Source organism: Kitasatospora setae KM-6054, from assembly GCF_000269985.1.
Classification (GTDB): Bacteria; Actinomycetota; Actinomycetes; order Streptomycetales; family Streptomycetaceae; genus Kitasatospora; species Kitasatospora setae.
Genome location: NC_016109.1, coordinates 7,286,009 through 7,308,728 on the forward strand (window position 1 = coordinate 7,286,009; position 22,720 = coordinate 7,308,728).

Consider the following 22,720-nt stretch of genomic DNA (forward strand, 5'->3'; position numbering starts at 1 on the left):
GCCGTCAGCCCGCCAGCCGCCTGACCCAGTCGGCCGCCCCGGCCACGTCCGGGGCGGTCCGCACCCCCGCCGGGGCCGGCGGGCGCTCCACCACGACGACCGGCAGGCCGAGTTCGCGGGCGGCGGTCAGCTTCGGCGCGGTCGCCGCGCTGCCGCTGTCCTTCGTCACCAGCACCTCGATCCGGTGCGCGCGCAACAGCTCGCGCTCCCCGTCCAGGGTGAACGGGCCCCGCTCCAACAGGACTTCGGTCACGGCCGGCATCGGCGCCACCGGCGGCTCCACCGAACGCGCCAGGAACACCAGCCCGTCCAGGTGCGCGAACGCCGCGATGCCCTGCCGCCCGGTGGTCAGGAACACCCGGGTGCCGAGCCCCGGCAGCGCCTCCGCCGCGGCGGCCAGGCTCGGCACCGGGTGCCAGCGGTCGCCCTCCCGGGCCTCCCAGCTCGGCCGGCGCAGCGCCAGCAGCGGCGTACCGGTGCCCGCCGCGGCCAGCGCCGCGTTGCGGCTGATCCGCTCGGCGAACGGGTGGGTGGCGTCCAGCAGCGCGTCCACCGCGTGCGCGCGCAGCCACGCCGCCAACCCCTCCGGACCGCCGAAACCGCCGATCCGCACCTCCCCGGCGGGCAGCCGCGGCTGCGCCACCCGCCCCGCCAGCGAACTGGTCACCCGCAGCGCCGGATCGGCCGCCAGCACGTCCGCCAGCCGGCGGGCCTCACTGGTGCCGCCGAGGATCAGGACGTGCATGCGGGACTCCCGGGGCCGGTGCGATCAGGACACACCACCCTAACCGGGCGGCCGGCGGCCCCGGCGTGGGACGGTGGGAGGGTGGTGTCAGCGGAACGGCGAGGACGGAACGGAAGCGGCGGGATGGCCAGCGGTGAGTGACGAGGCACAGGGCGAGCAGCAGGGGCATGGGCAGGAGCAGGAGCAGGAGCAGGAGCAGGAGCAGGGGCAGGGGCACGAGCGCGGGCAGACGCCCGCGCAGGCGCCGAGCGGCGGGCGGAAGGGGCAGTTGCGCAGCAGCGGGCTGCGCCCCGGCTGGACCACCGGGGCGTGCGCGACGGCCGCCACCAAGGCGGCGTACACGGCGCTGCTCGGCGGCGGCTTCCCCGACCCGGTGGTGATCACGCTGCCGAAGGGCGAGCGGCCCGCGTTCGCGCTGGCCGTGGAGGAGCTGGGCGAGGGGTGGGCCAGCGCCGGGGTGGTCAAGGACGCGGGCGACGACCCCGACGTGACGCACGGCGCGCTCGTCCGCTCCACCGTCCGCCCGGGACCGCCGGGCAGCGGCGTGGTCTTCCGGGCCGGCCCCGGTGTCGGCACGGTCACCAAGCCGGGCCTGCCACTGCCGGTCGGCGAGCCGGCCGTCAACCCGGTGCCCCGACAGCTGATGCGCGAGGTGATCGCCGAAGTCGCCCGCGCGTACGGCGGATCCGGCGACGTGGAGGTCGAACTCTCGGTCGACCACGGCGAGGAGATCGCCCGGCACACCTGGAACCCGCGGCTGGGCATCCTCGGCGGCCTGTCCATCCTCGGCACCACCGGCGTGGTCGTCCCGTACTCCTGCTCGGCCTGGATCGACTCGATCCGCCGCGGCATCGACGTGGCCCGCGCCGCCGGCCGCACCCACGTCGCCGGAGCCACCGGCTCCACCTCCGAGAAGGTCGTCGTCGCCGAGTACGGACTGCCCGAGGACGCGCTGCTCGACATGGGCGACTTCGCCGGCGCCGTCCTCAAGTACCTGCGCCGGCACCCCGTTCCGCGGCTGACCGTCTGCGGCGGCTTCGCCAAGCTCTCCAAGCTGGCGGCCGGCCACCTCGACCTGCACTCCGGCCGCTCCCAGGTCGACAAGGCCCAACTCGCCGCCCTGGCACGGGAAGGCGGCGCCGACGAGGAGCTCACCGCCCGGGTCGCCGCCGCCAACACCGCTCTGGAAGCCGTCCAGTCGTGCGCGGCGGCGGGCGTCCCGCTCGGCGACCTGGTCGCCGAACGGGCCCGCGCCACCGCCCTCGGCGTCCTGCTCGGCGCCCCCGTCACGGTCGACGTCATCTGCATCGACCGCGCGGGCACCGTCGTCGGCCGCGCCGCCCCCGAGGGCCCCTGAAGTCCGGGGCCCCGGGCGTGGCGGGGGCGCGGCGGGGGCGCGTTGGGGGTTACGGCGTGGCGCCTGGGGCCGGTCAGCCGGTGACGACGGCCTGCGCGTCGATCTCCACCAGCATCGGCTCCTGCGGGAGTTCGACGAAGATGGTGGTCCGGCAGGGCTTCACGCCGCCCGGGGCGATGTTCTCCTCGATGAACTGCGCGTACACCTCGTTCATCAGCGGGAAGTCGGCGCGCTTGGTCAGGTAGACGCGGAACATCACCACGTCCTCGATGCTCGCCCCGCCGGCCTCCACGATCGCCTTGACGTTCTCCAGCGTCCGCCGGGTCTGCGCCTTCACGTCACCGTGGTACAGGTACTCGCCGGTCGCCGGGTCCTGCGGGCCCTGGCCGGACACCTGCAGGATCGGGCCCTTGCGCACCCCCTGCGAGAACACCCACGCCGGAGCGGGCGCGCCGTCGGTACGAACCTCGATCTTGTCACTCATCTTCGGTGCTCCTCAATGGGGTTGACGACAAATCAGATAGGTCAGTGGAGACCGCCGCGCACCGGAAGGCCCGCGTCGGTGGAGATCGCCCGGGTGCAGGCGAGCAGTTGCGGAAGCAGGTCGAGCACCTGCTCGTACGGCAGGACCACGTCCGGCACCGATATCGACGCCGCGGCCACCACCCGGCCCGAGGCGTCCCGGATCGGCGCGGCCACGCAGTTGATGAACGACTCGTGCTCGGCGTGGTCCTGCGCCCAGCCCTGTGCCGCGACCTGCTCCAACTCGGCCAGCAGCGCCTGCGGACTGGTCAGGGTGTTCGGGGTGTGCACGGTGAACTCGATCCGGTCCACCACCCGGCGCCGCTCGCCCGGCGGCAGGTCCGCCAGCAGCACCTTCGCCACCGCCGTGTTGTGCAGCGCCGCCCGCAGCCCGATCCGCGAGTACATCCGCACCGGGTGCCGCGAGTCGTACTTGTCGATGTACACCGCCTCGCCGCCCTCGTACGCGGCCAGGTGCACGGTCTGGCCGGTCGCCGCGTTCAGCTCGGCGAGGTGCGGGGCGGCGGTGCGGCGGATCGACCGCTGCTCCAGGGCGAGGCTGGACAGCGCGAACAGCCCCGCGCCCAGGTGGTAGCGGTACTGGGCGTCGCGGTGGACGAAGCGCTCCTCCTCCAGGCTCTGCAGCAGCCGCAGCACGGTCGTCTTGTGCACGCCGATCAGCTCGGCCAACTGGTCCAGGGAGCGCTCGCCCTCGCCGAGTTCGGCGAGCAGGCGCAGGGCGCGGGTGACGGTCTGGCTCATGGGAGTCCCGAGGGTAGTTCGAGGGAGTTCGGGGAGGTGGTGCGGCGGCTTCAGGGGGCGTGCACGGGCGCGGGCAGGACGGGCGCGGGCAGCACGGGGGAGTCGAAGCCGGCCGCCGAGACCCGGGTGGCCGCCCAGTCCCGCCCGTCGGCGGCCAGCAGCGCGGCCACCGTCCGGGCGTCCGGCAGGGTGCCGTGGTCGGTGTGCGCGGTCAGCGCGCCCGCCGCCGACAGGTGGCCCAGCCGCAGCCGCGAGCGCTGGTCCAGGCCGCGCAGGGTGCCCGCCAGGTAGCCGGCCGCGAAGGCGTCGCCCGCGCCGGTCGGCTCCACCACCTCGACGCGCAGCGCCGGCTCGGTCACCGCGCCCCCGTCCCGGTCGAGCGCGGTCACCAGGTGGCCGGAGTCCTTCACCACCAGCGTCGCCGGCGAGGGGAAGCGCCGGCGCAGCTCGCCCGGGTCGCCGGTGCCGAACGCGTCCTGCGCCTCGTCCGCGCCGAGCAGCAGCACGTCCGCCGCGTCCAGCAGCTCCGGCAGCACCGCCGGGTCGCGCAGCCGCCACAGCGCCGGGCGCCAGTTCAGGTCGAAGGAGACCAGCCGGCCCGGCCGGCGGCGGGCCAGCAGCGCCCGCACCAGCGCCAGGCAGTCGTCCGACAGCGCGGGCGTGATGCCGGTCAGGTGCAGCAGCGGCGCCGCGTCCAGCAGCGCCGCGGCCGCCGGGTCGTCCAGCAGCGCGGGGGAGAGCGCGGACGCCGCCGAACCCGTCCGGTAGTAGTGCAGGCGGGAGCGGCCCGGGCCCAGGTCGTGCGGCAGGCCGGAACCGCCGGTCTCCTTCAGGTACACGCCGGTCGGCCGGTGCGGGTCGACCGCGACGGCCGACACGTCCACCCCCGCCGCCGCCAGGTCGCCGGTCAGCCGACGGCCGAACCCGTCCGCGCCGACCCGGCTGATCCACGCTGTCGGCACGCCCAGCCCGGCCAGCGCCGCCGCCACGTTCGACTCGGCGCCCCCCACCGACGGGGAGAACGTGCCGACGGCCTCGAACGGCCCCGGCCGGTCCGGCAGCAGCACCGCCATCGACTCGCCCAGGCACACCGCCCGGGCACCGTTTTGGCCCGCGCCGCCGTGATCCGCCATCAAACCCGCTCCCTCACCCTCGGGCCCCTGCCCCTCCCGCCCCCACCGCTCGACGGCCCGCGTCGACAGCCCGCGCGGCCCGGCGCTCGGCGGTGAGCCCCGGTGCTGCGTGCCTGGTGGGAGGGGTGGACGGGCCGCGTCGCGGTCCGTTGACCGCCGTCCGGCGTGAATGCTAGAACCGTAGCACCAACATGCGCAATACAGGTTGCGCATGTTGCAACTTCCCAGCTCGCGAGTGGGCAGGGATTCGAACGGAGGCGCGGCGATGGACGAGACGGCAGCACGGGCGGGCGCGGGAACGGGCTCGGCGGCGGGCGCGGGGACGGGTCCGGCGGCGGGCGCGGGGACGGGTCCGGCGGCGGGCGCAGCGGGCACGGGCGCGGCGGACGCGGCCCCGGGGCAGCGGCCGCAGCGCTACTTCGCCGACCCCGTCCACGGCCCCGGCATCGACACCGCCGCCGTCGCCGCCCTCGCCGACGAGACCATCGACTTCCGCTTCAAGGCCCTCCCCGCCGACGCCCACGGCCGCACCGTCCGCGACTGGCTCGCCACCCGCCCCACCCTCGACGACCTCGGCACCCCCCTGCTCACCCTCGACGCCGCCGCCCTCCGCCACAACCTGCACACCATGGCCGCCTGGTGCCGCGCCGCCGGCGTCCGCCTCGCCCCGCACGGCAAGACCACCATGGCCCCCGCCCTCTGGCAGGCCCAACTCGCCGCCGGCGCCCACGCCATCACCCTCGCCAACCTCCCCCAACTGCGCGTCGCCCGCGCCCACGGCGTCCAGCGCCTGCTGCTCGCCAACACCCTGCTCGACCCCGCCGGACTCGCCTGGATCGCCGGCGAACTCGACCGCGACCCCGACTTCGCCTTCGCCTCCTGGGTCGACTCCACCGACAGCGTCCGCCGGATGGACGCCGCCCTGCGCGCCGCCGGCGCCACCCGCCCCGTCGAGGTCATCGTCGAACTCGGCGGCCCCGGCGGCCGCACCGGCGCCCGCGGCGTCCCCGCCGCCCTCGAAGTCGCCGCCGCCGTCCTCGCCGCCCCCACCCTCCGACTGGCCGGCGTCGGCGGCTACGAGGGCGCCCTCGCCCACGACGCCTCCGACACCGCCCTCGCCACCATCCGCGGCTACCTCGCCGACCTCGCCGACCTGCACCGCCGCCTCGCCGCCGACTACCCCACCCCCACCCCGATCGTCACCGCCGGCGGCAGCGCCTACTTCGACACCGTCGCCCAGGAGTTGACCCCCCTCACCCGGCAGGTCCCCGGCACCGCCGTCATCGTCCGGGCCGGCGCCTACCTCGCCCACGACGACGGCTTCTACCGCGGCATCTCCCCGCTCGCCCGCGACACCACCGCCACCCCGCTGCGCTCCGCCATGCACGGCTGGGCCCGCGTCGTCTCCCACCCCGAACCCCAACTCGCCCTGCTCGACGCCGGAAAGCGCGACCTCCCGTTCGACGAAGGACTCCCCGAACCCCAACTCGTCCGCGGCCAAGGCCCGCTGACCGGCGCCACCGTCACCGCCCTCAACGACCAGCACACCTTCCTGCGCGACGCCGGACCCGCCGCCCCGATCGGCGCCGTGCTGCGCCTCGGCCTCTCCCACCCCTGCACCGCCTTCGACAAGTGGAGCCTCATCCCCGTCCTCGACCACGCCGACACCGACCACCCCCGCGTCGTCGACCTGATCCGGACGTACTTCTGATGGCCGACCTGCTCCTGCGCGGCGCCACCGTCATCGACGGCACCGGCACCGACCGCCGCCACGCCGACGTCACCGTCACCGACGGCCGGATCGACGAGATCGGACACCACCTGACGGGCCGTCAGGTCATCGACGTCGAAGGGCTCGTCCTCGCCCCCGGCTTCATCGACATGCACGCCCACTCCGACCTGCGGATCCTCCTCGAACCCGACCACCCCTCCCGGATCACCCAGGGCGTCACCCTCGAAGTCCTCGGCCAGGACGGCCTCTCCTACGCCCCCGCCGACGACACCACCCTCGCCGCCCTGCGCCGCCAACTCGCCGGCTGGAACGGCGACCCCGCCGACCACGCGTTCGACTGGAACTGGCGCACCGTCGCCCAGTACCTCGACCGCCTCGACACCGGCGCCGGCGCGGGCGTCGCCGTCAACACCTGCTACCTCGCCCCGCACGGCACCCTGCGGATGCTCGCCATGGGCTGGGACAACCGCCCGCCCACCGACGCCGAACTCGACCGGATGAAAAGCCTGTTGGACGAGGCGCTGACCGACGGCGCGGTCGGCATGTCCACCGGCCTCACCTACACCCCCGGCATGTACGCCGACACCGCCGAACTCGTCGAACTGTGCACCCTCGTCGCCGCCCGCGGCGGCTTCCACGCGCCCCACCAACGCTCCTACGGCGCGGGCGCGTTGGAAGGCTACGCGGAGATGGTCGAGATCTCCCGGCGCTCCCGCTGCCCGCTCCACCTCACCCACGCCACCATGAACTTCGGCGTCAACGAGGGCCGCGCCGGACAGTTCCTCGCCCTGGTCGACGACGCCCTCGCCGACGGCATCGACATCACCCTCGACAGCTACCCCTACCTGCCCGGATCCACCACCCTGGCCGCCCTGCTGCCCAGTTGGTCCACCGAGGGCGGCCCCGAGGCCACCCTGGCCCGGCTCGCCGACCCCGCCGCCCGCGAACGCATCCGCGCCGACGTCGAGGAACGCGGCAGCGACGGCTGCCACGGCGTCGTCACCGACTGGGACACCATCCAGATCTCCGGCGTCCGCAACAGCTCACTCGCCGCCGTGGTCGGCCGGAAGGTCTCCGAACTCGCGGCCGAACAAGGCCGCACCGGCACCGAGGTCTTCTTCGGCCTGCTGCGCGCCGACCAGTTGGGCACCACCATCCTCCAGCACGTCGGCCACGAGGAGAACGTCCGCGCCATCATGCGGCACCCCGTGCACACCGTCGGCAGCGACGGACTACTGGTCGGCGCCCGCCCGCACCCCCGCGCCTGGGGCACCTTCCCCCGCTACCTCGCCCGCTACAGCCGCGAGTTGGGCGTCCTCACCCTCGAACAGGCCATCGCCCGGATGACCGGCCGGCCCGCCCGCCGCCTCGGCCTCGACCGGCGCGGCCTGATCCGCCCCGGCTACCACGCCGACCTGGTCCTCCTCGACCCGGACACCGTCCGCGACACCGCCACCTTCGACCAGCCCCGGCAGGCCGCCGACGGCATCCGGCACGTCCTGGTCAACGGCGTCGCCGCCCTCACCGACGGCAAACCCACCGGCGACCTGGCCGGCCGCGCCCTGCGCCGCGGCGCCGACCGGAAGGTCCGGGCCCTCGGCTGAACGGCCGACGGCCTGGGGCCCTGGACATCCGCCCCGACACCACGAACACCCGCATTTCGAACAGGAGTTGTCAGGATGGGAACGGAAACGACGGACCTGCGCGCGGCACTGACCCGGCAGCCGGTGATCGCCGTGGTACGGGCCCCCGTGATCCCCGACGCGGTCGCGCTCTGCGAAGCACTCGCCGAAGGCGGCATCGCCTGGACCGAACTCACCTTCACCACACCGGACGTCACCCGCCACCTCGCCCGCGCCGCCGAAGCCGGCTGCCGGATCGGCGTCGGCACCGTGCTCACCCCCGACCAGGCCCGGGCCGGCATCGCCGCCGGAGCCCGCTTCCTGGTCACCCCCGGCCTGCGCCCCGCCGTCGCCGACATTGCCCGCGAAGCCGGAATCCCGGTCGTCATGGGCGCGTTGACCCCCAGCGAGGTCGCCGACGCCGTCGACCTCGGCGCCGCCGCCGTCAAGATCTTCCCCGCGAAGGCCTTCGGCCCCGGCTACTTCAAGGACCTCCGCGGCCCCTACCCGGACGTCCCGCTGGTCGCCTCCGGCGGCGTCAACGCCGGCAACGCCAGGGCCTTCCTCGACCACGGCGCCCTCGCCGTCTGCGCCGGCACCGACGTCGTCCCCCCGCAGGCCGTCGCGGACGGCGACTGGGCCGACATCACCCGCCGCGCCAAGGAGTTCGTCGCCTCGCTCGGCTGAGCCCGCACGGGCGCGCCGCGCGGCCAGGCCGGGCCCGCCCTCCCGGCCGCACCGCGCGGCGCGCTCAGAGCGCGTCCAGGCACTCCACCGGGTCCAAACCGGCCCATTCCTCCGGGTCATCTCCGCCCACCGGCAGGCCCGTCGTGTCGAACACCGCGTCGGCCGTCCGCACCGCCGCGCGGTACGCCTCGGAGTCCCGCACCGGGTGCAGGGCGCGCGCTCCGGACGGGGCCACGGTGAGTACGCCGAGGGTGTAGCGGTCGTCCGGGCCCGGCCAGATGTGGTCGCGGACCACCGCGAATCCGCCCTGCGCACCGACGTGTTCGGCCGCACCACCGATCACCGAAAGGAACCACAGCGGGTCGCGGAACGACTCACGGTGCACGGTCAGGTTCACCACCGTCAAGGTCCGCGCGGCCTCGTCGTACTCCACCGCGGCGAGCCCCGGTTCCTCCGCCGTCCGCAGGAACGCGCGCAGTTGGGCCCGGTGGTCGTCGCCGTCCGTCAACCACCGCTCCACGGAGGCGCTGTCAGGCCCCGGGTGCATCGACCACGGCAGCCCGCCGGCCTCACCGGACCGGTCGTACCGGCCGGTCAGCTCACCCCACCCCGTCCACGGCCGGGACGGCGCGGCCAAGTAGCTTCGCAGCGCGGCCGGTTCGAGGTGCAGCCGGGCCATCGCGGAGTACGGTTCGGACATCGGGGAAACCTCTCACCGGCGGCGCTGGACTGGGCGGCAAAGGGTGGGGCAGAGCGCCAACCTGCCCATCCTGTCAGCCCGTTGCGACAACAGCCGGACGCCCGGACGGCCGGCTCCCGAGCGTGCGACAGGGTGGCCGCGGCCGGGGCCGTGACCACCCTGCGGGGACTACCCGGTTCAGGCGCGGGGCCGCTGGCCCAGGCGCCGGCCAAGGGCCAGGCTCAGGCCGCCGAGCGCCAGCAGCGCACCGCCGGCCGCCGTCGTGCCGAGCACGGTGGCGCCAGTGTCGGCGAGCTCGTCCGAGGGCCGCGGTACCTCCGAGGGGGCGCTCGCCCCCCGCACGGTGTGCTCGGTCGCGCAGCTCTTCCCGTCGTCGCAGGTGCCGCGCGCGTCGTCCGGCGCGCTGACGGCACCGGACAGCCGGCGGTCGCCGCCGTTCTTGACGGTCACCGAGTACGTGATCGTCGTGCTGCCGCCGACCGGTAGGTCACCGTTCCAGGTCAGCTTCCCGTTCCTGACCGCGACGGTGCCGGACCCGGCCGCGACATCCGCCCCCAGGACCGCGTCGTCCAGCACCCCGGACAGGTCGTCGACGACCCGGGCGCCGGTGACCGCGCCGTCCCCGTGCTGGCGGACGGTCACGGTGTAGGTGACCCGGTCGCCCACCCGTACGGTGGAGCCGGACGCCGGGGCGGCGCTCTTCGCGAAGGTGTAGCCGCCGGGCGTCGGCACATCGTAGGTGTACTGGCCCGGGCTACCGGTGCCGCCGGCCGTGGTGACGGTGACCTCGGCCTTCCCGGTGGCCTTCCCGGCGGGGACGGTGGCGGTGATCCGGGTGTCGCTGTCGACGGTGAACGCGGTCGCGGCGACCCCGCCGAAGTCCACCGCGGTGGCCCCCGTCAGGTGGCGGCCGGTGATGGTCACCCTGCCGCCACCGGCCGACGGCCCGTGGTCGGGCGCCAGACCGGTCGGTGCGGGAGGCGGGGTCAGAACTGTGGTCTTCAGGATGTCGTCGGGCCCCACCCGGTGGCCGACGGGGTGGAAGCTCGTGGTGTTGATGGTGACGGTGCCACCCGTGGTCGGCAGGACGGTGAGAGTGAGCACGGTGTCATGAGCCGACTTCTCCTTGTCCTGGCAGGAGCCGGACGTGCCCGCCGAGAAGTCGCACGTCCAGAACGGGGACGAGGACTGCGCGGACGTCACGGTGGCCGCGGCACCGGACAGCGTGATCTCCACCCGGCCGACGTGGGAGAGCTGGGAAGGCTCGTTGTTGGGGATGTGGACGAGGACGGTGTAGGGGGCGTCCGCCGGCACAGGAGCTGCCGGGCCGGTCATGCCCGCACCGAGGGCATGTGCGGGGGTGGCCAGGGCCAGCAGGCCGAAAGAGGCGGCCGATACGGTGAACAAGGCCGCAGCGCGACGACGGACCGGAGGCGCGACGGAAACGGAACTGGGCGTGGACGCCCTTCGCGGGGATCGGGCCGCGTCCCGGCGGACCATCCCGATCGGGCGCGGAGCAGCGGAAGCAACAGGAGCAACATGCCTATGCTGAAGGCCAATTGATGAAGTAGGCCAGCCCACACCCGACTTCCGGCGGCCGCGTGGCGGTTCACGCCGGGAGCCGATCCGTGGAGTACGGCGCCAGCAGCGATCGTCGCACGACGTTCACAAATAAACACGCATTTCTTCAAAACCCTTTGTAACAAGTCAACTTGACGAACAGCCAAAAGCCTTTGCCTGCAAGCTACTTGAACTTTCCGCAGGGCATCCCCGCCCGCACCCCTCCGTGTCCCCCAGTATCCGGCACCGCCCCGGTGCCGTGGGGCTCCCGGGGCGGACGGTCGGGGCGCCGGCCCGCGCCGCGTTGCGGTGGTGTGCGGGGAGACGCGGGCCGGACGGCCGTCAGCGGGCCCGGGCCGTCGAGTACAGGTGGCTGTCGCGGAACTCCGTCGCGGCCAGGGTCTGCCCGACGATGATCACGGCCGTCCGTAGCACGCCCGCCGCCTTCACCTGCACGGCGATGTCCCCGAGCGTGCCGCGCAGCACCAACTCGTCCGGGCGGCTGGCCATCGCGACCACCGCCGCCGGGCAGTCCGGGCCGTAGTGCGGCAGCAACTCCTCCACCACGCTGTCCACGTAGCGCGCCGCCAGGTGCAGCACCAGCAGCGCCCCGCTCTTGCCGAGCACGTCCAGCTCCTCGCCGGGCGGCATCGGCGTCGCCTGCCGGGCCACCCGGGTCAGGATCACCGTCTGCCCGACCGTCGGCACCGTCAACTCCCGCTTCAGCGCCGCCGCGGCCGCCGCGAACGCGGGCACGCCCGGCACCACCTCGTACGGGATGTCCGCCGCGTCCAGCCGCCGCATCTGCTCGGCCATCGCCGAGAACACCGACGGATCGCCAGAGTGCAACCGCGCCACGTCCTGGCCCTCGCCGTGCGCGCGGACGATCTCCGCCAGGATCTGGTCCAGGTCCAGGTTCGCCGTGTCGACCAGCCGGGCGTCCGGCGGGCAGTCCGCCAGCAACTCCGGCGGCACCAGGCTCCCCGCGTACAGGCACACCCCGCAGCGGCCCAGGGTGCGCTGGCCGCGCACCGTGATCAGATCCGCCGCACCCGGACCGGCGCCGATGAAATAGACCGTCACTTCGCTCCTCCTCCTGCCACTGCCCCGCCTGCTTCCGCGGGTGTTTCCGCGGGCGCTCTCAGGGGTCCTTCGGCGAGTCCTTCCGCAGGTGCTTCCGCCGCCGCGCCCTTGACCACGCTCCACTGGGTCACCGGCATCGCCTGCCGCCACCCCGTGAACCCGCCCACCGGCACCGCGCGCGCGACCGACAGCTTCACCAACTCGCCGCCGTGGCGCCGGTACCACTGCGTCAACAGCGCCTCCGACTCCAGCGTCACCGTGTTCGCCACCAGCCGCCCACCCGGCCCGAGCGCCGCCCAGCACGCCTCCAGCACCCCGGGCACCGTCAACCCGCCACCGACGAACACCGCGTCCGGACACCCCAGTTCGGGCCCCGACGCGACCAGCTCCGCCAGCGCGGCCGGCGCCGCGCCCCGCACCACCCGCAACCGGGGGACCCCCAGCGCGGCCGCGTTCCGGACGATCCGCTCCACCCGCACCGGATCGCGCTCCACGCTCACCGCCCGGCAACTGCGGTGCGCCCGAAGCCACTCGATGCCGATCGAACCCGAACCGCCGCCCACGTCCCACAGCAGCTCGCCCGGCGCCGGACCGAGCGCCGCCAGCGTCGCCGCCCGGACATGACGCTTCGTCAACTGGCCGTCCGACTCGAAGAGTTCGTCCCGCAGTCCCGGAACCAGCTGCGGCCGGGGGGAGTTCGGCGCGACAGCCTCGGAGTCGAGGACGCAGTCGACCGCCACGACGTTCAACGGGTCGACCGGCGGCCCACCCGGAACCGGCCAGTCCGCCGCCACCCCCTCGCGCACCGCCTCCGCCGGACCGCCCAACTGCTCCAGCACCCGCAACCGGCTGGGCCCGTAGCCACGACCGGCCAGCAGCTCCGCGACCCGGGCCGGCGTCGACGCGTCCGCGCTCAGCACCAGCAGCCGTCGCCCCGGGTACAGTGCCGCGTGCAGCGACTCGACCGGCCGGCCCACCAGCGTCACCACCTCGGTCTCCTCCACCGGCCAGCCCAGCCGGGCGCACGCCAGCGACACCGAGGACGGATGCGGCAGCACCCGCAGCGACTCCGCCGGCACCCCGCACTCCAGCAGCGTCCGGCCGATCCCGTGGAACATCGGATCGCCACTCGCCAACACCGCCAGCCGCCGCCCCGCGAACCGCTCCAGCAGCCCCGGCACCGACGGCCGCAGCGGCGACGGCCACGGCACCCGATCCGCCGTCACCCCCACCGGCAGCAAGCCCAACTGGCGCCCCCCGCCGAGCACCACCTCCGCCGCCTCCAGCGCCTCCCGCGCCGCACCCGAGAGCCCCGGCCAGCCGTCCGCCCCCACCCCCACGACGGTGATCGCAGACACGCGCAACTCCTCACGGCTCGGGTACGGGGCAGCCGCAGCCTACCCGCAGCCGCCCGCCGTACCCCCCACGAGCTGCGGAGATCCACCGTGCGACATTGGCCACACCGGGGCCGGCGTGGGCAGCGCGGCCTGCGGTGGGCGGCGATGGCAGGGGATGCCGGGGGACGACAGGGGCGCCGTACGGTACGGGGTCAGCCGAGCTCGGCGGCGGAGCGCTGCAGGGCCCGGGCGGCGCGGACCATGAAGTCGCGGAACCGCTCCTGCTCGTCCTCGGTGAACTCATCGGCGAGGCACTGCTCGACCTCGCTCGCCCGCTCGTCCGCCAACTCCATCGCCGCCCGCCCCCGGTCGGTCAACCGGGTCTCCAGGACGTTCCGGTGCCAGCGGTGCGGCGCCCGCTCCACCAGCCCGCGCTCGGTCAGGTGCCTGAGTAGCACCGCCATCGCCTGCGGAGTGACCTGGCACGCCCGAGCCAGCCCTGCCCCACTGATCCCCGGGCTGTCGGCGAGCACGTACAAGGCCGCGTACTGCGGGACGGTCAACCCCGCGGGCTCGACCGCGAGACGCTTCGCGGTCAGCAACTCCTGGCCGGCGCGGTGCAGGTCGACGCCGAGACGCTCGTTGGCAGGCATTCCCATGGGGGGATGTTACAGGGTCCGCGATGTCAATTCATGGCGTTGACAGTCGTCAATTGATTGATGAGGATGGTTTTCCTTGACGATCGAGGCCCGAGTCCGATCGGGATGGGGGCCGGTCGGCCCCCCACATCGATTTGTCGATCTATCAGCCCACCAGGACCGCCAAGCCCCGGAGGACCGCAGCACCGTGACCGACGACCTCTCCTTCCTCAGCGCCCCCGGCCTGGCAGCCGGCTTCATCGCGGAGACCCGCCCGCGGGCCCACGGCGCGGGCATCGACCTGTACGAGTACGACCGCGTCACCGCGCCGGTCGACTCGCTGGTGCACTGGCCGGAAGCGTGCCGAGCGGCCGCGCTCGCACACCGGGCCCGGGCGGAGGAGGCCGCCGGGCGCGGCCGGGTCCGGACCGCCGGCCGGCACCACCGCCTGGCGGCCCGCTGGTTCCACCTCGCCGCCCTGCTGCCCGATCCGGACCGGGAGCGGGCGGCCGAGGTCGCCGCGGCGGCCGACCGGTCGATGGGCGACAGCCTCGCGCTGCTCGAACCCCGGGCCCGGCGGATCTCCGGCACGGGCTACGCGGGGTGGTTGCGCCTGCCGGAGACGGCGGAACCGGGCGGGGCGGGAAGCCCGTTGGTGGTGCTGGTTCCCGGGATGGACTCGTCGAAGGAGGAGTTCCACCGGCCGGCCGACGCGCTGTTGGCCCGGGGCCTGGCCGTTCTGGCGGTGGACGGTCCGGGGCAGGGCGTCCTGGCAGCCGGTCCGGCGCTCGGCCCGGAACACCGCACCGCGCTCGGCCGGGCTCTGGACCACGTCCTCGGTGACGACCCGAGCCGCGACCCCGGCCGCGACCCCAGCCGCGATCCGAGCCGTGAGGGGAGGCAGCGGTCGGAGTCGGCGGTGTCCGTGTCGGTGGGCGGGGCGGCCGGTGGCGTGGTCGATCCGGGGCGGGTCGCGGTGCTCGGGCTCAGTCTCGGGGGCTATCTCGCCGCCGACCTGGCCGCGCACGACCCGCGGGTGCGGGCGGCGGCGCTGGTCAGCGGACCGTACCGGCTGGAGTGGGACGCGCTGGTGCCGTTCGTCACCGCGACGCTGGCCCGGCGCTGCGGCGGTGAGGACGCCGCCCGTGCCTTCGCCGGGCAGCTCGACCTGGCCGCCCTGGCGCCGCGCCTGCGCGACCGGCCGCTGCTGCTGGTGGAGGGAGGCCGGGACCGCATCCCGGGCGTCACCAACGCCGCCGCCCTCACCGCAGACCTGCCGCACGCCGAGCTGCTGCACGTCCCGCACGGCAACCACCTGCTCGGCAACGCCCTGCCGGACTGGCTCCCCGACACCGCCGACTGGCTCGCTGACGCGCTGGGTCTCGGGTGAGTGGGCCGGTGGTGGGTGGGCCGGTGGTGGGTGGGGCGGACGCGCTGGGGCGAGGGTGAGCGGGTCGGCGTGAGCGGATCCGGTGGAGCGCGGCCGGTGTGCGGGGGTCACTCCACCCGGAACCCGCCGTGTGCGGTGGCGCGTTCGAGGTAATCGATCCACTCCGTCCAGGACGGCTGCCCCCGCAGGACCACGGTCCTGGCCCACGCGGGGTGGGCCGCGAGGGTGGCCAGCGCGGAGCGGATCTCGGCGGGCGTCACCAGCCAACCGTCGTTGGTGCCACCGAACTTGTACGCGGGTATGCCAGTGGGCCGTTCGGCCGCCCAGTCGGTCACGACCCGGCAGGCGGACCGGAACGCCCGCATGCGCTCCGACGTCCTGCCGTCGAGGGCGGCCGCGAAGTCGGCCGGGGTCAGGCCGTGTTCGGTGGGCGAGGGCCAGGGCGGCGGCTCGTCGTACGACAGCATCCCGAGACGCTCCATCGTCCGGCGGACCGGCCGCATCCCGGCCGAGTCGAACCGGTACGCGGGATCGCCGGCGCCGTCCGGCCGTTCGAAGGTCAGCTCCCAGCCCACCGCCACCATCCTTCCCCGCCAAGCACGTTGCCGCACACCGTAGGCCACCGCGCGCTGCCGGGCCCACCATCATCCGGGTGGAGAGCGGGGTGGGCGGCCTTCGTCCGCACGGATGACGCGGCTCCTCCCGGTGACGGACGCGGGTCGGCGGCGGTGGCTGGGATCTTGGATTCGTCCCCGAGCGCGGCCGTGGAGTGCGGCGAAGGCGGACGAAGGATCAGTTCAACTTGCATGGGAGAGTGAAGATATGACGATGCGTCGGACAATTTTCGGCCTCGTGGCCGGGGTGGCGGTGTCCTGCTTGGTGGTGCCGTCCGCACAGGCCGCCGAAGCCGCACCCGCACCCGCGTCGAGAGGCGCCGCCGCGCTGTACGGATGGGTCGGCCTCAGCCCGCAGAGCGCGCCGCTGCCCGGGTACGGCGACCTCACCCTGAGCGTCGACGCCCACGCGCAGGGGCGGAGCGGCGGTACGGGGCGAGCGGTCATCCAGCACAAGTTCTCCACCCCGCAAGGCGGTTGGGAAGGAACGGTACGGGTCGAGGTCGACGTCGACTGCCTGGTCGCGGACGGCGACATCGCGGCGGTCACCGGAACGGTGCGGTCGCTGGCCTACACCGTCCCGCCCGGCACGGCCGAACCGCTCGGCCCGCCGGACGGTTGGCACCCGGAAGTCGGTTTCAGCTTCTCGCTCGACCGGACCCGGCAGGGGAGGGTCGGCTGGTCGGGCGTCCCGGACAGCAGCGATCCGACCGCCCCGCCGGTGATCGCGAAGTGCGAGGCCCCCACCCCCGACCTGTACGTGATCGAGGGCGGCTACCGGCTACGACGGTGACGAGGCGTGCGGAGGCAGGAGGGCGGCGGGTCGGTGGAGTGGTGTAGCGGCGGAATGGCGGGACGGCGGGGTGCCAACGGGACTGGCAGGATGCGGGGATGGAGTCACCCCCGCCACTGCTGTACCTCGACGTCGACGGTCCGCTGATCCCGTTCGGCGGCCCGGCCGGGCGGCAACCGGAGTACCTCACGCCGCGCCGGATCCGCGAGGTGCTGGGGCCGGAAGCCGCCGGCAACCCGCTGCTGGCCCGGCTCGACCCCCGGCGCGGGGCGCGGATCGCCGGGCTGGCCTGCCGCCCGGTGTGGGCCACCACCTGGCAGCACGAGGCCAACATCTGCGTCGCCCCGCTGCTCGGACTCCCCCGACTGCCCGTCCTGGAGGAGCCGGCCGACGCGGATCCGTTGAACCCGTTGGACGCTCTTCCGCCGGGCCTGCACTGGAAGACGCCGCTACTGGTCGGGCACGCGGCGGGCGGCGCGTTCGCCTGGCTGGACGACGAGATCGGCGCCGCCGACCGGAACTGGGTGGCCGCCCACCACACCGGGCCCGCCCTGCTGCTCCGAGTCGATCCCCAAGTCGGTCTGACCGAGGACGACTTCACCGTCCTGGAGGAGTGGCTGCGCGAACCGTACTGACCGCGCAGGGCGTTCGCCGACTCCGGCCGCTCGGCCCGCTCGGCCCGCTCGGTCCGTTCAGTCCGTTCAGTCGGTGTCGGTCGCGGCCAGGACGGCCAGTCGGCTCCGGTCGGGGGAGAGGGCCAGCACGCCCAGGTCCCAGGCGACTTGGTCGAACCAGCTGCTGCCGCCGGCGAAGGCGAACCAGGAGTACTCGTCCGCCGCCAGTTCGACCTCGTCGGTCGTCACCGGGTCAGGGCAGCCCGCCAGCGCGGCCAACGACCGCCAGGCCGCGGCCCGTCCGGGCGCCTCGCCGAGGGCGCCGCCGTACGCGCCGCCGTTCGTCGCTGCCCAGTGCAGCAGCAGCCACACCCGCTCGGCGTCCCGCGCCTCCACCGCCGGAGCGGGGCTCAGGCGGGAGCGCCGACGGGGTGAGGCGTCGGCGGTGAGGCAGTCGAGTCCCATGGACGGCAGGAGAGTTCGCAGTACTGACGGCTCGGTGGCGGCGGGGGCGAGTGGCGAGCGGAAGTGGAAGACCCGGGCTTCCGTGCGGCCGTTGGAGTACTCGGACCAGGCGGCGGTGGCCGAACCCAGCGCGGTGGCAAGGGAGTTCTCGGTGACATCGGCGAAGGGCGGCAGCGCTACGGCCGGTTTCGCCGCTGGCGCCGTCGCCGTCGCGGGCAGCCGGGAAAGGCAGTTGGAGTCCGAGCCGGAGCGGGAGTCGGAGCCGGAGCGGGAGTCGGGGCCGGGGGCGGGCCACCATGCCTCGCTCGCGCGGCCGTTCCCGCCGTACCGGGGCAGTGTGAGCTCCGGCAGGTGCGTCGCCAGGTGCAGCGGAGGGTACTCGCGCTCCCGGTACGTGCGCCACGCGGCGATCGCCGGAACACCCGCCGGGTCGGCGCCGCGCAGCTCCAGCAGTCGGAACAGGCGGATCCGCAGGTGATCGGAGGCCGGCCCGCTGAACACCGCGGCGAGGTCCGCGGCCGGACGGTCGGCCGCCAGCGCCGCGGCCTGCCCCCGGAAGTCCCGCCAGGCCCCCGGCGGCAGCATCGCCAACAACTCCACCGCCAAGCCGACGGCCCCTGGCCCGGGCCCGGCCGCCACCAGGTCGAACAACTCCCGGAAGGCGCCCAGGTACGCCGCCCCGCCCGGCCCCGCCGAACGGGCCGCCAGCGCCGAACCCAGCCCGCCCACGAACGCGCCGTCGCCTGCCGCCAGCGCGGCACCGGCCGCCACCAGCACCGGCGCGGCGTCCGGACGGTGGGGGAGCTGAGCGAGCAGCGACTGGACGCGAGCGGTCATGCGCCAGATCCTAAGCGCGGCGACTCCTGGCCCCAGCGGTTCCCGGATCCGTGCGCCTTGCAGGAGGGCTGGCGGTTCAGGTGCGGGGGCGGAAGCCGTTGGACAGGATCGCGCGGGACCGGCCCCGAGCCGTCGGCTCCCATCGGCGGCGGTCGGTGGCCAGGAACATCGCGGCCACCAGGGCGAGTGGTGATGCGAGGGACGGGGTGCGGCGGAGGCTGGGGCAGAGGTCGGGGCAGGGGTCGGGGCCCGCAACTCGGGGATCGCCGAGTCGGTGGCCGGGACCGCCGCCGAACCCGGTACCACTCCGACAGCGGTCACCTGCGCCCGCATGCGGGCCTGCCCCGGCGCTGCCCGGCCCCCGGACGGCCGGCCGGCTCACCCGGATCGTGCGCACGCGTCGAGGAAACGCAGCAGGTCGGCGAGGGCCCCGGCCAGGGCGGGGACCGGTGGGGCGGTGGTGTTCAGCGCGGATCTCCCGGTGAACTGGGGCCGCCGAGGCGGCGGTTGCGGGCGGCTCGGGCGGCGAGGCGTTCGGCGTCCGGGAGTCGGGTGAGTTCGGCGAGCGCGGTGGTGACGGCGGCGGCGAGGCAGTCGCGCAGTTCGGCCGGGTCGGCACCCTCCGGGACGACCTGGTCGACCAGGCCGGTGGCGGTCAGGTCGGTGGCGGTGATGCCCTGCGAGCGGGCGAGTTGGGGCGCGTGGTCGCCGTCGCGGTGGACGATCGCGGAGGCGCCCTCGGGCGGCAGCGGGGCCAGCCAGGCATGCTGGGCGGCGAGCACCCGGTCCGCGGGCAGCAGGGCGAGTGCCCCGCCGCCACTGCCCTGGCCGAGCAGGACGGCCAGCACGGGGGTGCGCAGTCCGACCAGCGTCGTCAGGCAGTGCGCGATCTCCAGTGCCACACCGTCGAGTTCGGCCTCGATGGAGAGTTCCGCGCCGGTGGTGTCGACCACCGTGAGCAGCGGCATCCCCAACTCCTCGGCGATCTGCGCCTGGCGCCGGACGGCCCGCAGATCGGCTGCCGTGACGGGGAGTTGAGGCTGGTCGGGCCCTTGCCGCTGCTGGGCGACGACCATGACCGGGTGTCCGCCGATCAGCGCGAGCCCGCGGACGAGCGCGCTGTCGCCGTCCAACGGGAGGAAGGACTCGGCGGCGTGGTAGAGGAGTTCGAGCGCGGTCAGGCGGTCCGGGCGGCGGCTGAGCAGCACCGACTCCCAGGCGTCCGACGGGACGGGCGTGGGTTCGGGCACGGGTAGGGGCGCGGGTACCGGCGTCGGTGTGGACGCGGGCGCGGGCGTGGCCGCAGGGCGGGCGGTGAGGACGGTGAGGGCTCGGGCCAGGAAGGCGCGCAGCCGTTCGGGCGGGACGATCGCGTCCAGTCGGCCGTGCGCGGCCAGCGTCTCGGCGCGCTGGACGGTCGGCGGCAGCGGCTCGCCGCGAAGCTCCTCGTACACCCGGGGGCCGAGGAAGCCGAGCCTGGCGCCGGGTTCGGCCAGCACCAGGTGACCGAGGGTGCCCCAGGAGGCGAACACCCCGCCCATGGTCGGGTTGCGCAGGTAGGTCAGGTAGGGGAGTCCGGCGGTGCGGTGGGCGTGGACGGCGGCGGTGACCCGGACCATGCACAGGAACGCGGCCGAGCCCTCCTGCATCCGGGTGCCGCCGGAGACCGGCAGGGCGAGCAGCGGCAGGCGTTCGGCGGTGGCGCGCTCCACGGCCCGGGTGATCCGCTCGGCGGTGGCCACGCCGATCGAGCCGCCGAGGAAGGCGAACTCGCAGGCGACCAGCGCGATCGGCCGGCCGTCCAGCAGGGCGCGCCCGGTCAGCACGGCCTCGTCCAGGCCGGTGCGGGCCCTGGCCCGGGCCAGCGCGTCCCGGTAGCCGGGGTCGGCGTACGCGGTGGTGACCGGCTCGTCCCAGCTGTGGAAGGTGCCGGGGTCGACCAGCAGGTCGAGGAGTTGACGCGCGGTCACCGGGGCCTCCGTCGTACGGCAGAAGGGGAAGGGGAGAAAGGGGAGGGGCGTGCGGCCGAGGCTAGCGGGGCGACGGGGTGCTTGGCGGGCACGCCGCACGGTGGTGAGCGAGATCACCGGTCCGTGCCCCCGGCGGTGGGTCTGGCGCGGTGCGAGGTGGCGCGGTCGCAGTGGCAGCGGGTCGTGGCGGAACGTGACGCAGCAGACACCGGCCTAATTGGTATCCAAGATGCGTAATTGGCTAGAGTCGGGCCCGTGAGGCTGACCAAGAGCACCGACATCGCCTTGCGCATCGCGATGCGCCTGGCGGTGCTGGACGAGGACCAGACCCCGACCACCCGCGAGGTGGCCGAGGTGGTCGGCGTCCCGTACAACCACGCGGCGAAGGTGGTCAGCCGGTTGCAGCACCTGGGCGTGGTCGAGGCCCGGCGCGGCCGGGGCGGCGGGCTCGCCCTGACCGCCGCCGGGCGCACCGGCTCGCTCGGCCGGATCGTCCGGGAGCTGGAGGGCGTCGGCGACGTGGTCGGCTGCGAGGACGATCCGCCCTGCCCGCTGCGCCACTCCTGCCGGCTGCGCGGGGCGCTGCGCCGTGCGCAGGAGGCGTTCTTCGCGACCCTCGATCCGCTGACCGTCGACGACCTGGTCGCCGACCTGGTCGCCGACGGTGGCCAGGCTGGCGGCGGCGAGGCCGGCGGCGCCGGTATCGGCCCGGTCCTGCTGGGGCTGCCGGTGGTGGGGCCGTTCGGCCCTTCCGTCTAGCTCTCGGCCGGACGAGCATCGAGACGGGCACGGGGCGGGGCTCTCGCGGTCTCCGGCGCTAGTCGGTGACGGTCAGTACCGGTAAGTAGTGACAATCAGTAGTCAAGTAGCAGATTTTCCACACTGTTAAATACGCATCTCAGATGCGAGTTTGGAGTTCCGGATGCTGTCCGACAAGTCCGCGCAGACCGTACGCGCCACCCTGCCCGTGGTGGGCGCGGCGATCGGGGAGATCACCGGATCGTTCTACGGCCGGCTGTTCGAGGCCCACCCCGAGCTGCTGCGCGACCTGTTCAACCGGGGCAACCAGGCCGACGGCAGCCAGCGCCAGGCGCTGGCCGGCTCGATAGCCGCCTTCGCCACCGCCCTGGTCGAGCACCCCGACCGGCGTCCGGACGCCATGCTCGCCCGCATCGCGCACAAGCACGCCTCGCTCGGCGTCACCCCCGACCAGTACCAGGTGGTCCACACCCACCTGTTCGCCGCCATCGTCGAGGTGCTCGGCGACGCCGTCACCCCTGAGGTCGCCGCCGCCTGGGACGAGGTCTACTGGCTGATGGCCAACGCCCTGATCGCCGTCGAGGCCCGCCTGTACGAGGAGAGCGGCACCCGGGGCGAGCGCCGCCCGTACGCGGTGGCCGCCCGCACCGCCGAGACCGCCGACGTCGCGACCTTCCTGCTGCGCCCCGCCGACGGCGGTCCCGTGCCCGCGCACCAGCCCGGCCAGTACGTCTCGGTGCAGGTCGAACTCCCCGACGGCGCGCGGCAGATCCGCCAGTACAGCCTCTCCGGGCAGCCCGACGGTGGCCTGCGGATCACCGTCAAGAAGGTCGCCGGCGACCCGGCCGGCGAGGTCTCCAACCACCTGCACCAGCACGTCGACGAGGGTGCCACGCTGCTGGTCAGCGCCCCGTTCGGCGACGTGCGACTGGCCGACGGCGACCGCCCGGTGCTGCTCGCCTCGGCCGGCATCGGCTGCACCCCGATCGTCGGCATGCTCACCCACCTCGCCGAGACCGGTGCCACCCGTCGGGTGATCGCCGTGCACGGCGACCGGCAGGAGTCCGCGCACGCCTTCCGCGCCGAGTACGCGCAGTTGGTCGACAAGCTCCCGAACGGCGAGGCGCACGTCTGGTACGAGCGCCCCGAGGGCGAGTGGCCGGCCGCCCGCACCGGCCTGGTCGACCTGGCCGCGCTGGGCGTCCCCGCCGACACCGTCGCCTACCTGTGCGGCCCGCTCCCGTTCATGCGCGCCGTCCGCACCCAGCTGCTCGCCGCCGGTGTGCCCGCCGCCGACATCCACTACGAGGTCTTCGGTCCCGACCTGTGGCTCGGCCAGGACTGACGGCCGGTCCGTCCCCGGGTCCGCCGGCCGGCCTGGGCGCAGCCCCCAGTGGCGT

21 protein-coding genes are annotated in these 22,720 nt (G+C 74.7%); 9 read left to right on the top strand and 12 right to left on the bottom strand.

The features are described from left to right. Window positions 1-4: 4 nt before the first annotated feature. Window positions 5-745, bottom strand: a complete 741-nt coding sequence (locus KSE_RS32050; protein WP_014139540.1) for a cobalt-precorrin-6A reductase — start codon at window positions 743-745, stop codon at window positions 5-7. A 268-nt stretch (window positions 746-1,013) separates the two neighbouring features. Here KSE_RS32050 and KSE_RS32055 point away from each other — a divergent pair, with 268 nt between their 5' ends. Then, the gene (locus tag KSE_RS32055) at window positions 1,014-2,102 is read left to right on the top strand and encodes a cobalt-precorrin-5B (C(1))-methyltransferase (protein ID WP_051055475.1); all 1,089 of its coding nucleotides are present in this window, start codon (window positions 1,014-1,016) and stop codon (window positions 2,100-2,102) included. A 73-nt stretch (window positions 2,103-2,175) separates the two neighbouring features. On the opposite strand, the gene KSE_RS32060 is transcribed toward KSE_RS32055, so the two are convergent. Genes KSE_RS32060 through KSE_RS32070 form a run of 3 tightly spaced genes read right to left on the bottom strand, consistent with a single transcriptional unit; the run spans window position 2,176 to window position 4,519 of the window. Next, a complete protein-coding gene (locus tag KSE_RS32060; protein WP_014139542.1) occupies window positions 2,176-2,586 on the bottom strand; it encodes a RidA family protein in 411 nt (136 codons plus the stop codon). Window positions 2,587-2,627: 41 nt separating this feature from the next. After that, the gene (locus KSE_RS32065) at window positions 2,628-3,386 is read right to left on the bottom strand and encodes an IclR family transcriptional regulator (RefSeq protein WP_014139543.1); all 759 of its coding nucleotides are present in this window, start codon (window positions 3,384-3,386) and stop codon (window positions 2,628-2,630) included. A 50-nt stretch (window positions 3,387-3,436) separates the two neighbouring features. Then, window positions 3,437-4,519, bottom strand: a complete 1,083-nt coding sequence (locus KSE_RS32070; protein WP_014139544.1) for a sugar kinase — start codon at window positions 4,517-4,519, stop codon at window positions 3,437-3,439. A gap of 265 nt (window positions 4,520-4,784) precedes the next feature. On the opposite strand from KSE_RS32070, the gene KSE_RS32075 reads away from it, so the two are divergent. The 3 genes from KSE_RS32075 (at window position 4,785) to KSE_RS32085 (ending at window position 8,560) form a co-directional block, all read left to right on the top strand. Continuing rightward, on the top strand, window positions 4,785-6,230 hold the full coding sequence (locus KSE_RS32075; RefSeq protein WP_014139545.1) for an alanine racemase: 1,446 nt from the start codon (window positions 4,785-4,787) through the stop codon (window positions 6,228-6,230). Beyond that, window positions 6,230-7,855, top strand: a complete 1,626-nt coding sequence (locus KSE_RS32080) for an N-acyl-D-amino-acid deacylase family protein (protein ID WP_014139546.1) — start codon at window positions 6,230-6,232, stop codon at window positions 7,853-7,855. The genes KSE_RS32075 and KSE_RS32080 overlap by 1 nt, the downstream gene beginning before the upstream one ends. Before the next feature lie 75 nt (window positions 7,856-7,930). After that, window positions 7,931-8,560 carry a bifunctional 4-hydroxy-2-oxoglutarate aldolase/2-dehydro-3-deoxy-phosphogluconate aldolase gene (locus KSE_RS32085; RefSeq protein WP_014139547.1) on the top strand — a complete coding sequence of 210 codons (630 nt, stop codon included), beginning with the start codon at window positions 7,931-7,933 and terminating at the stop codon, window positions 8,558-8,560. A 64-nt stretch (window positions 8,561-8,624) separates the two neighbouring features. Here KSE_RS32085 and KSE_RS32090 read toward each other — a convergent pair whose 3' ends face one another. The 5 genes from KSE_RS32090 to KSE_RS32110 form a co-directional block, all read right to left on the bottom strand. Then, the gene (locus KSE_RS32090) at window positions 8,625-9,260 is read right to left on the bottom strand and encodes a hypothetical protein (protein WP_014139548.1); all 636 of its coding nucleotides are present in this window, start codon (window positions 9,258-9,260) and stop codon (window positions 8,625-8,627) included. Window positions 9,261-9,437: 177 nt separating this feature from the next. Then, window positions 9,438-10,667, bottom strand: a complete 1,230-nt coding sequence (locus tag KSE_RS38985; protein WP_158413064.1) for a DUF7927 domain-containing protein — start codon at window positions 10,665-10,667, stop codon at window positions 9,438-9,440. Between the two features lie 495 nt (window positions 10,668-11,162). After that, window positions 11,163-11,903, bottom strand: coding sequence for a precorrin-4 C(11)-methyltransferase (gene cobM, locus KSE_RS32100; RefSeq protein WP_014139550.1), 741 nt, complete (start codon window positions 11,901-11,903; stop codon window positions 11,163-11,165). Continuing rightward, the gene (locus tag KSE_RS32105) at window positions 11,900-13,261 is read right to left on the bottom strand and encodes a bifunctional cobalt-precorrin-7 (C(5))-methyltransferase/cobalt-precorrin-6B (C(15))-methyltransferase (RefSeq protein WP_014139551.1); all 1,362 of its coding nucleotides are present in this window, start codon (window positions 13,259-13,261) and stop codon (window positions 11,900-11,902) included. Before KSE_RS32105 ends, cobM begins: the two co-directional genes overlap by 4 nt. Before the next feature lie 191 nt (window positions 13,262-13,452). Beyond that, window positions 13,453-13,899 carry a MarR family winged helix-turn-helix transcriptional regulator gene (locus KSE_RS32110; RefSeq protein WP_231873253.1) on the bottom strand — a complete coding sequence of 149 codons (447 nt, stop codon included), beginning with the start codon at window positions 13,897-13,899 and terminating at the stop codon, window positions 13,453-13,455. 187 nt (window positions 13,900-14,086) lie between these two features. Here KSE_RS32110 and KSE_RS41625 point away from each other — a divergent pair, with 187 nt between their 5' ends. Next, complete coding sequence (locus tag KSE_RS41625; protein ID WP_014139553.1) at window positions 14,087-15,268, top strand: alpha/beta hydrolase family protein; 1,182 nt, start codon at window positions 14,087-14,089, stop codon at window positions 15,266-15,268. Window positions 15,269-15,375: 107 nt separating this feature from the next. Here the strand turns inward: KSE_RS41625 and KSE_RS32120 are convergent, their stop codons facing one another. Beyond that, window positions 15,376-15,843, bottom strand: a complete 468-nt coding sequence (locus tag KSE_RS32120) for a hypothetical protein (RefSeq protein WP_014139554.1) — start codon at window positions 15,841-15,843, stop codon at window positions 15,376-15,378. Window positions 15,844-16,090: 247 nt separating this feature from the next. Between KSE_RS32120 and KSE_RS32125 the strand changes: the two genes are divergently transcribed. Next, window positions 16,091-16,675, top strand: coding sequence for a hypothetical protein (locus KSE_RS32125; RefSeq protein ID WP_148283189.1), 585 nt, complete (start codon window positions 16,091-16,093; stop codon window positions 16,673-16,675). A 98-nt stretch (window positions 16,676-16,773) separates the two neighbouring features. Continuing rightward, window positions 16,774-17,310 carry an HAD domain-containing protein gene (locus KSE_RS32130; RefSeq protein ID WP_014139556.1) on the top strand — a complete coding sequence of 179 codons (537 nt, stop codon included), beginning with the start codon at window positions 16,774-16,776 and terminating at the stop codon, window positions 17,308-17,310. Between the two features lie 66 nt (window positions 17,311-17,376). Here the strand turns inward: KSE_RS32130 and KSE_RS38990 are convergent, their stop codons facing one another. After that, complete coding sequence (locus KSE_RS38990; RefSeq protein WP_014139557.1) at window positions 17,377-18,591, bottom strand: DUF6183 family protein; 1,215 nt, start codon at window positions 18,589-18,591, stop codon at window positions 17,377-17,379. A 464-nt stretch (window positions 18,592-19,055) separates the two neighbouring features. Continuing rightward, the gene (locus KSE_RS32140) at window positions 19,056-20,561 is read right to left on the bottom strand and encodes a carboxyl transferase domain-containing protein (RefSeq protein WP_014139558.1); all 1,506 of its coding nucleotides are present in this window, start codon (window positions 20,559-20,561) and stop codon (window positions 19,056-19,058) included. Window positions 20,562-20,816: 255 nt separating this feature from the next. Here KSE_RS32140 and KSE_RS32145 point away from each other — a divergent pair, with 255 nt between their 5' ends. Together KSE_RS32145 and KSE_RS32150 are read left to right on the top strand one after the other, a co-directional pair. Beyond that, the gene (locus KSE_RS32145) at window positions 20,817-21,320 is read left to right on the top strand and encodes an RrF2 family transcriptional regulator (RefSeq protein WP_014139559.1); all 504 of its coding nucleotides are present in this window, start codon (window positions 20,817-20,819) and stop codon (window positions 21,318-21,320) included. A gap of 163 nt (window positions 21,321-21,483) precedes the next feature. Then, window positions 21,484-22,665: a globin domain-containing protein gene (locus KSE_RS32150; protein WP_014139560.1), complete on the top strand. Its 1,182-nt coding sequence runs from the start codon at window positions 21,484-21,486 to the stop codon at window positions 22,663-22,665. Window positions 22,666-22,720: the final 55 nt, after the last annotated feature.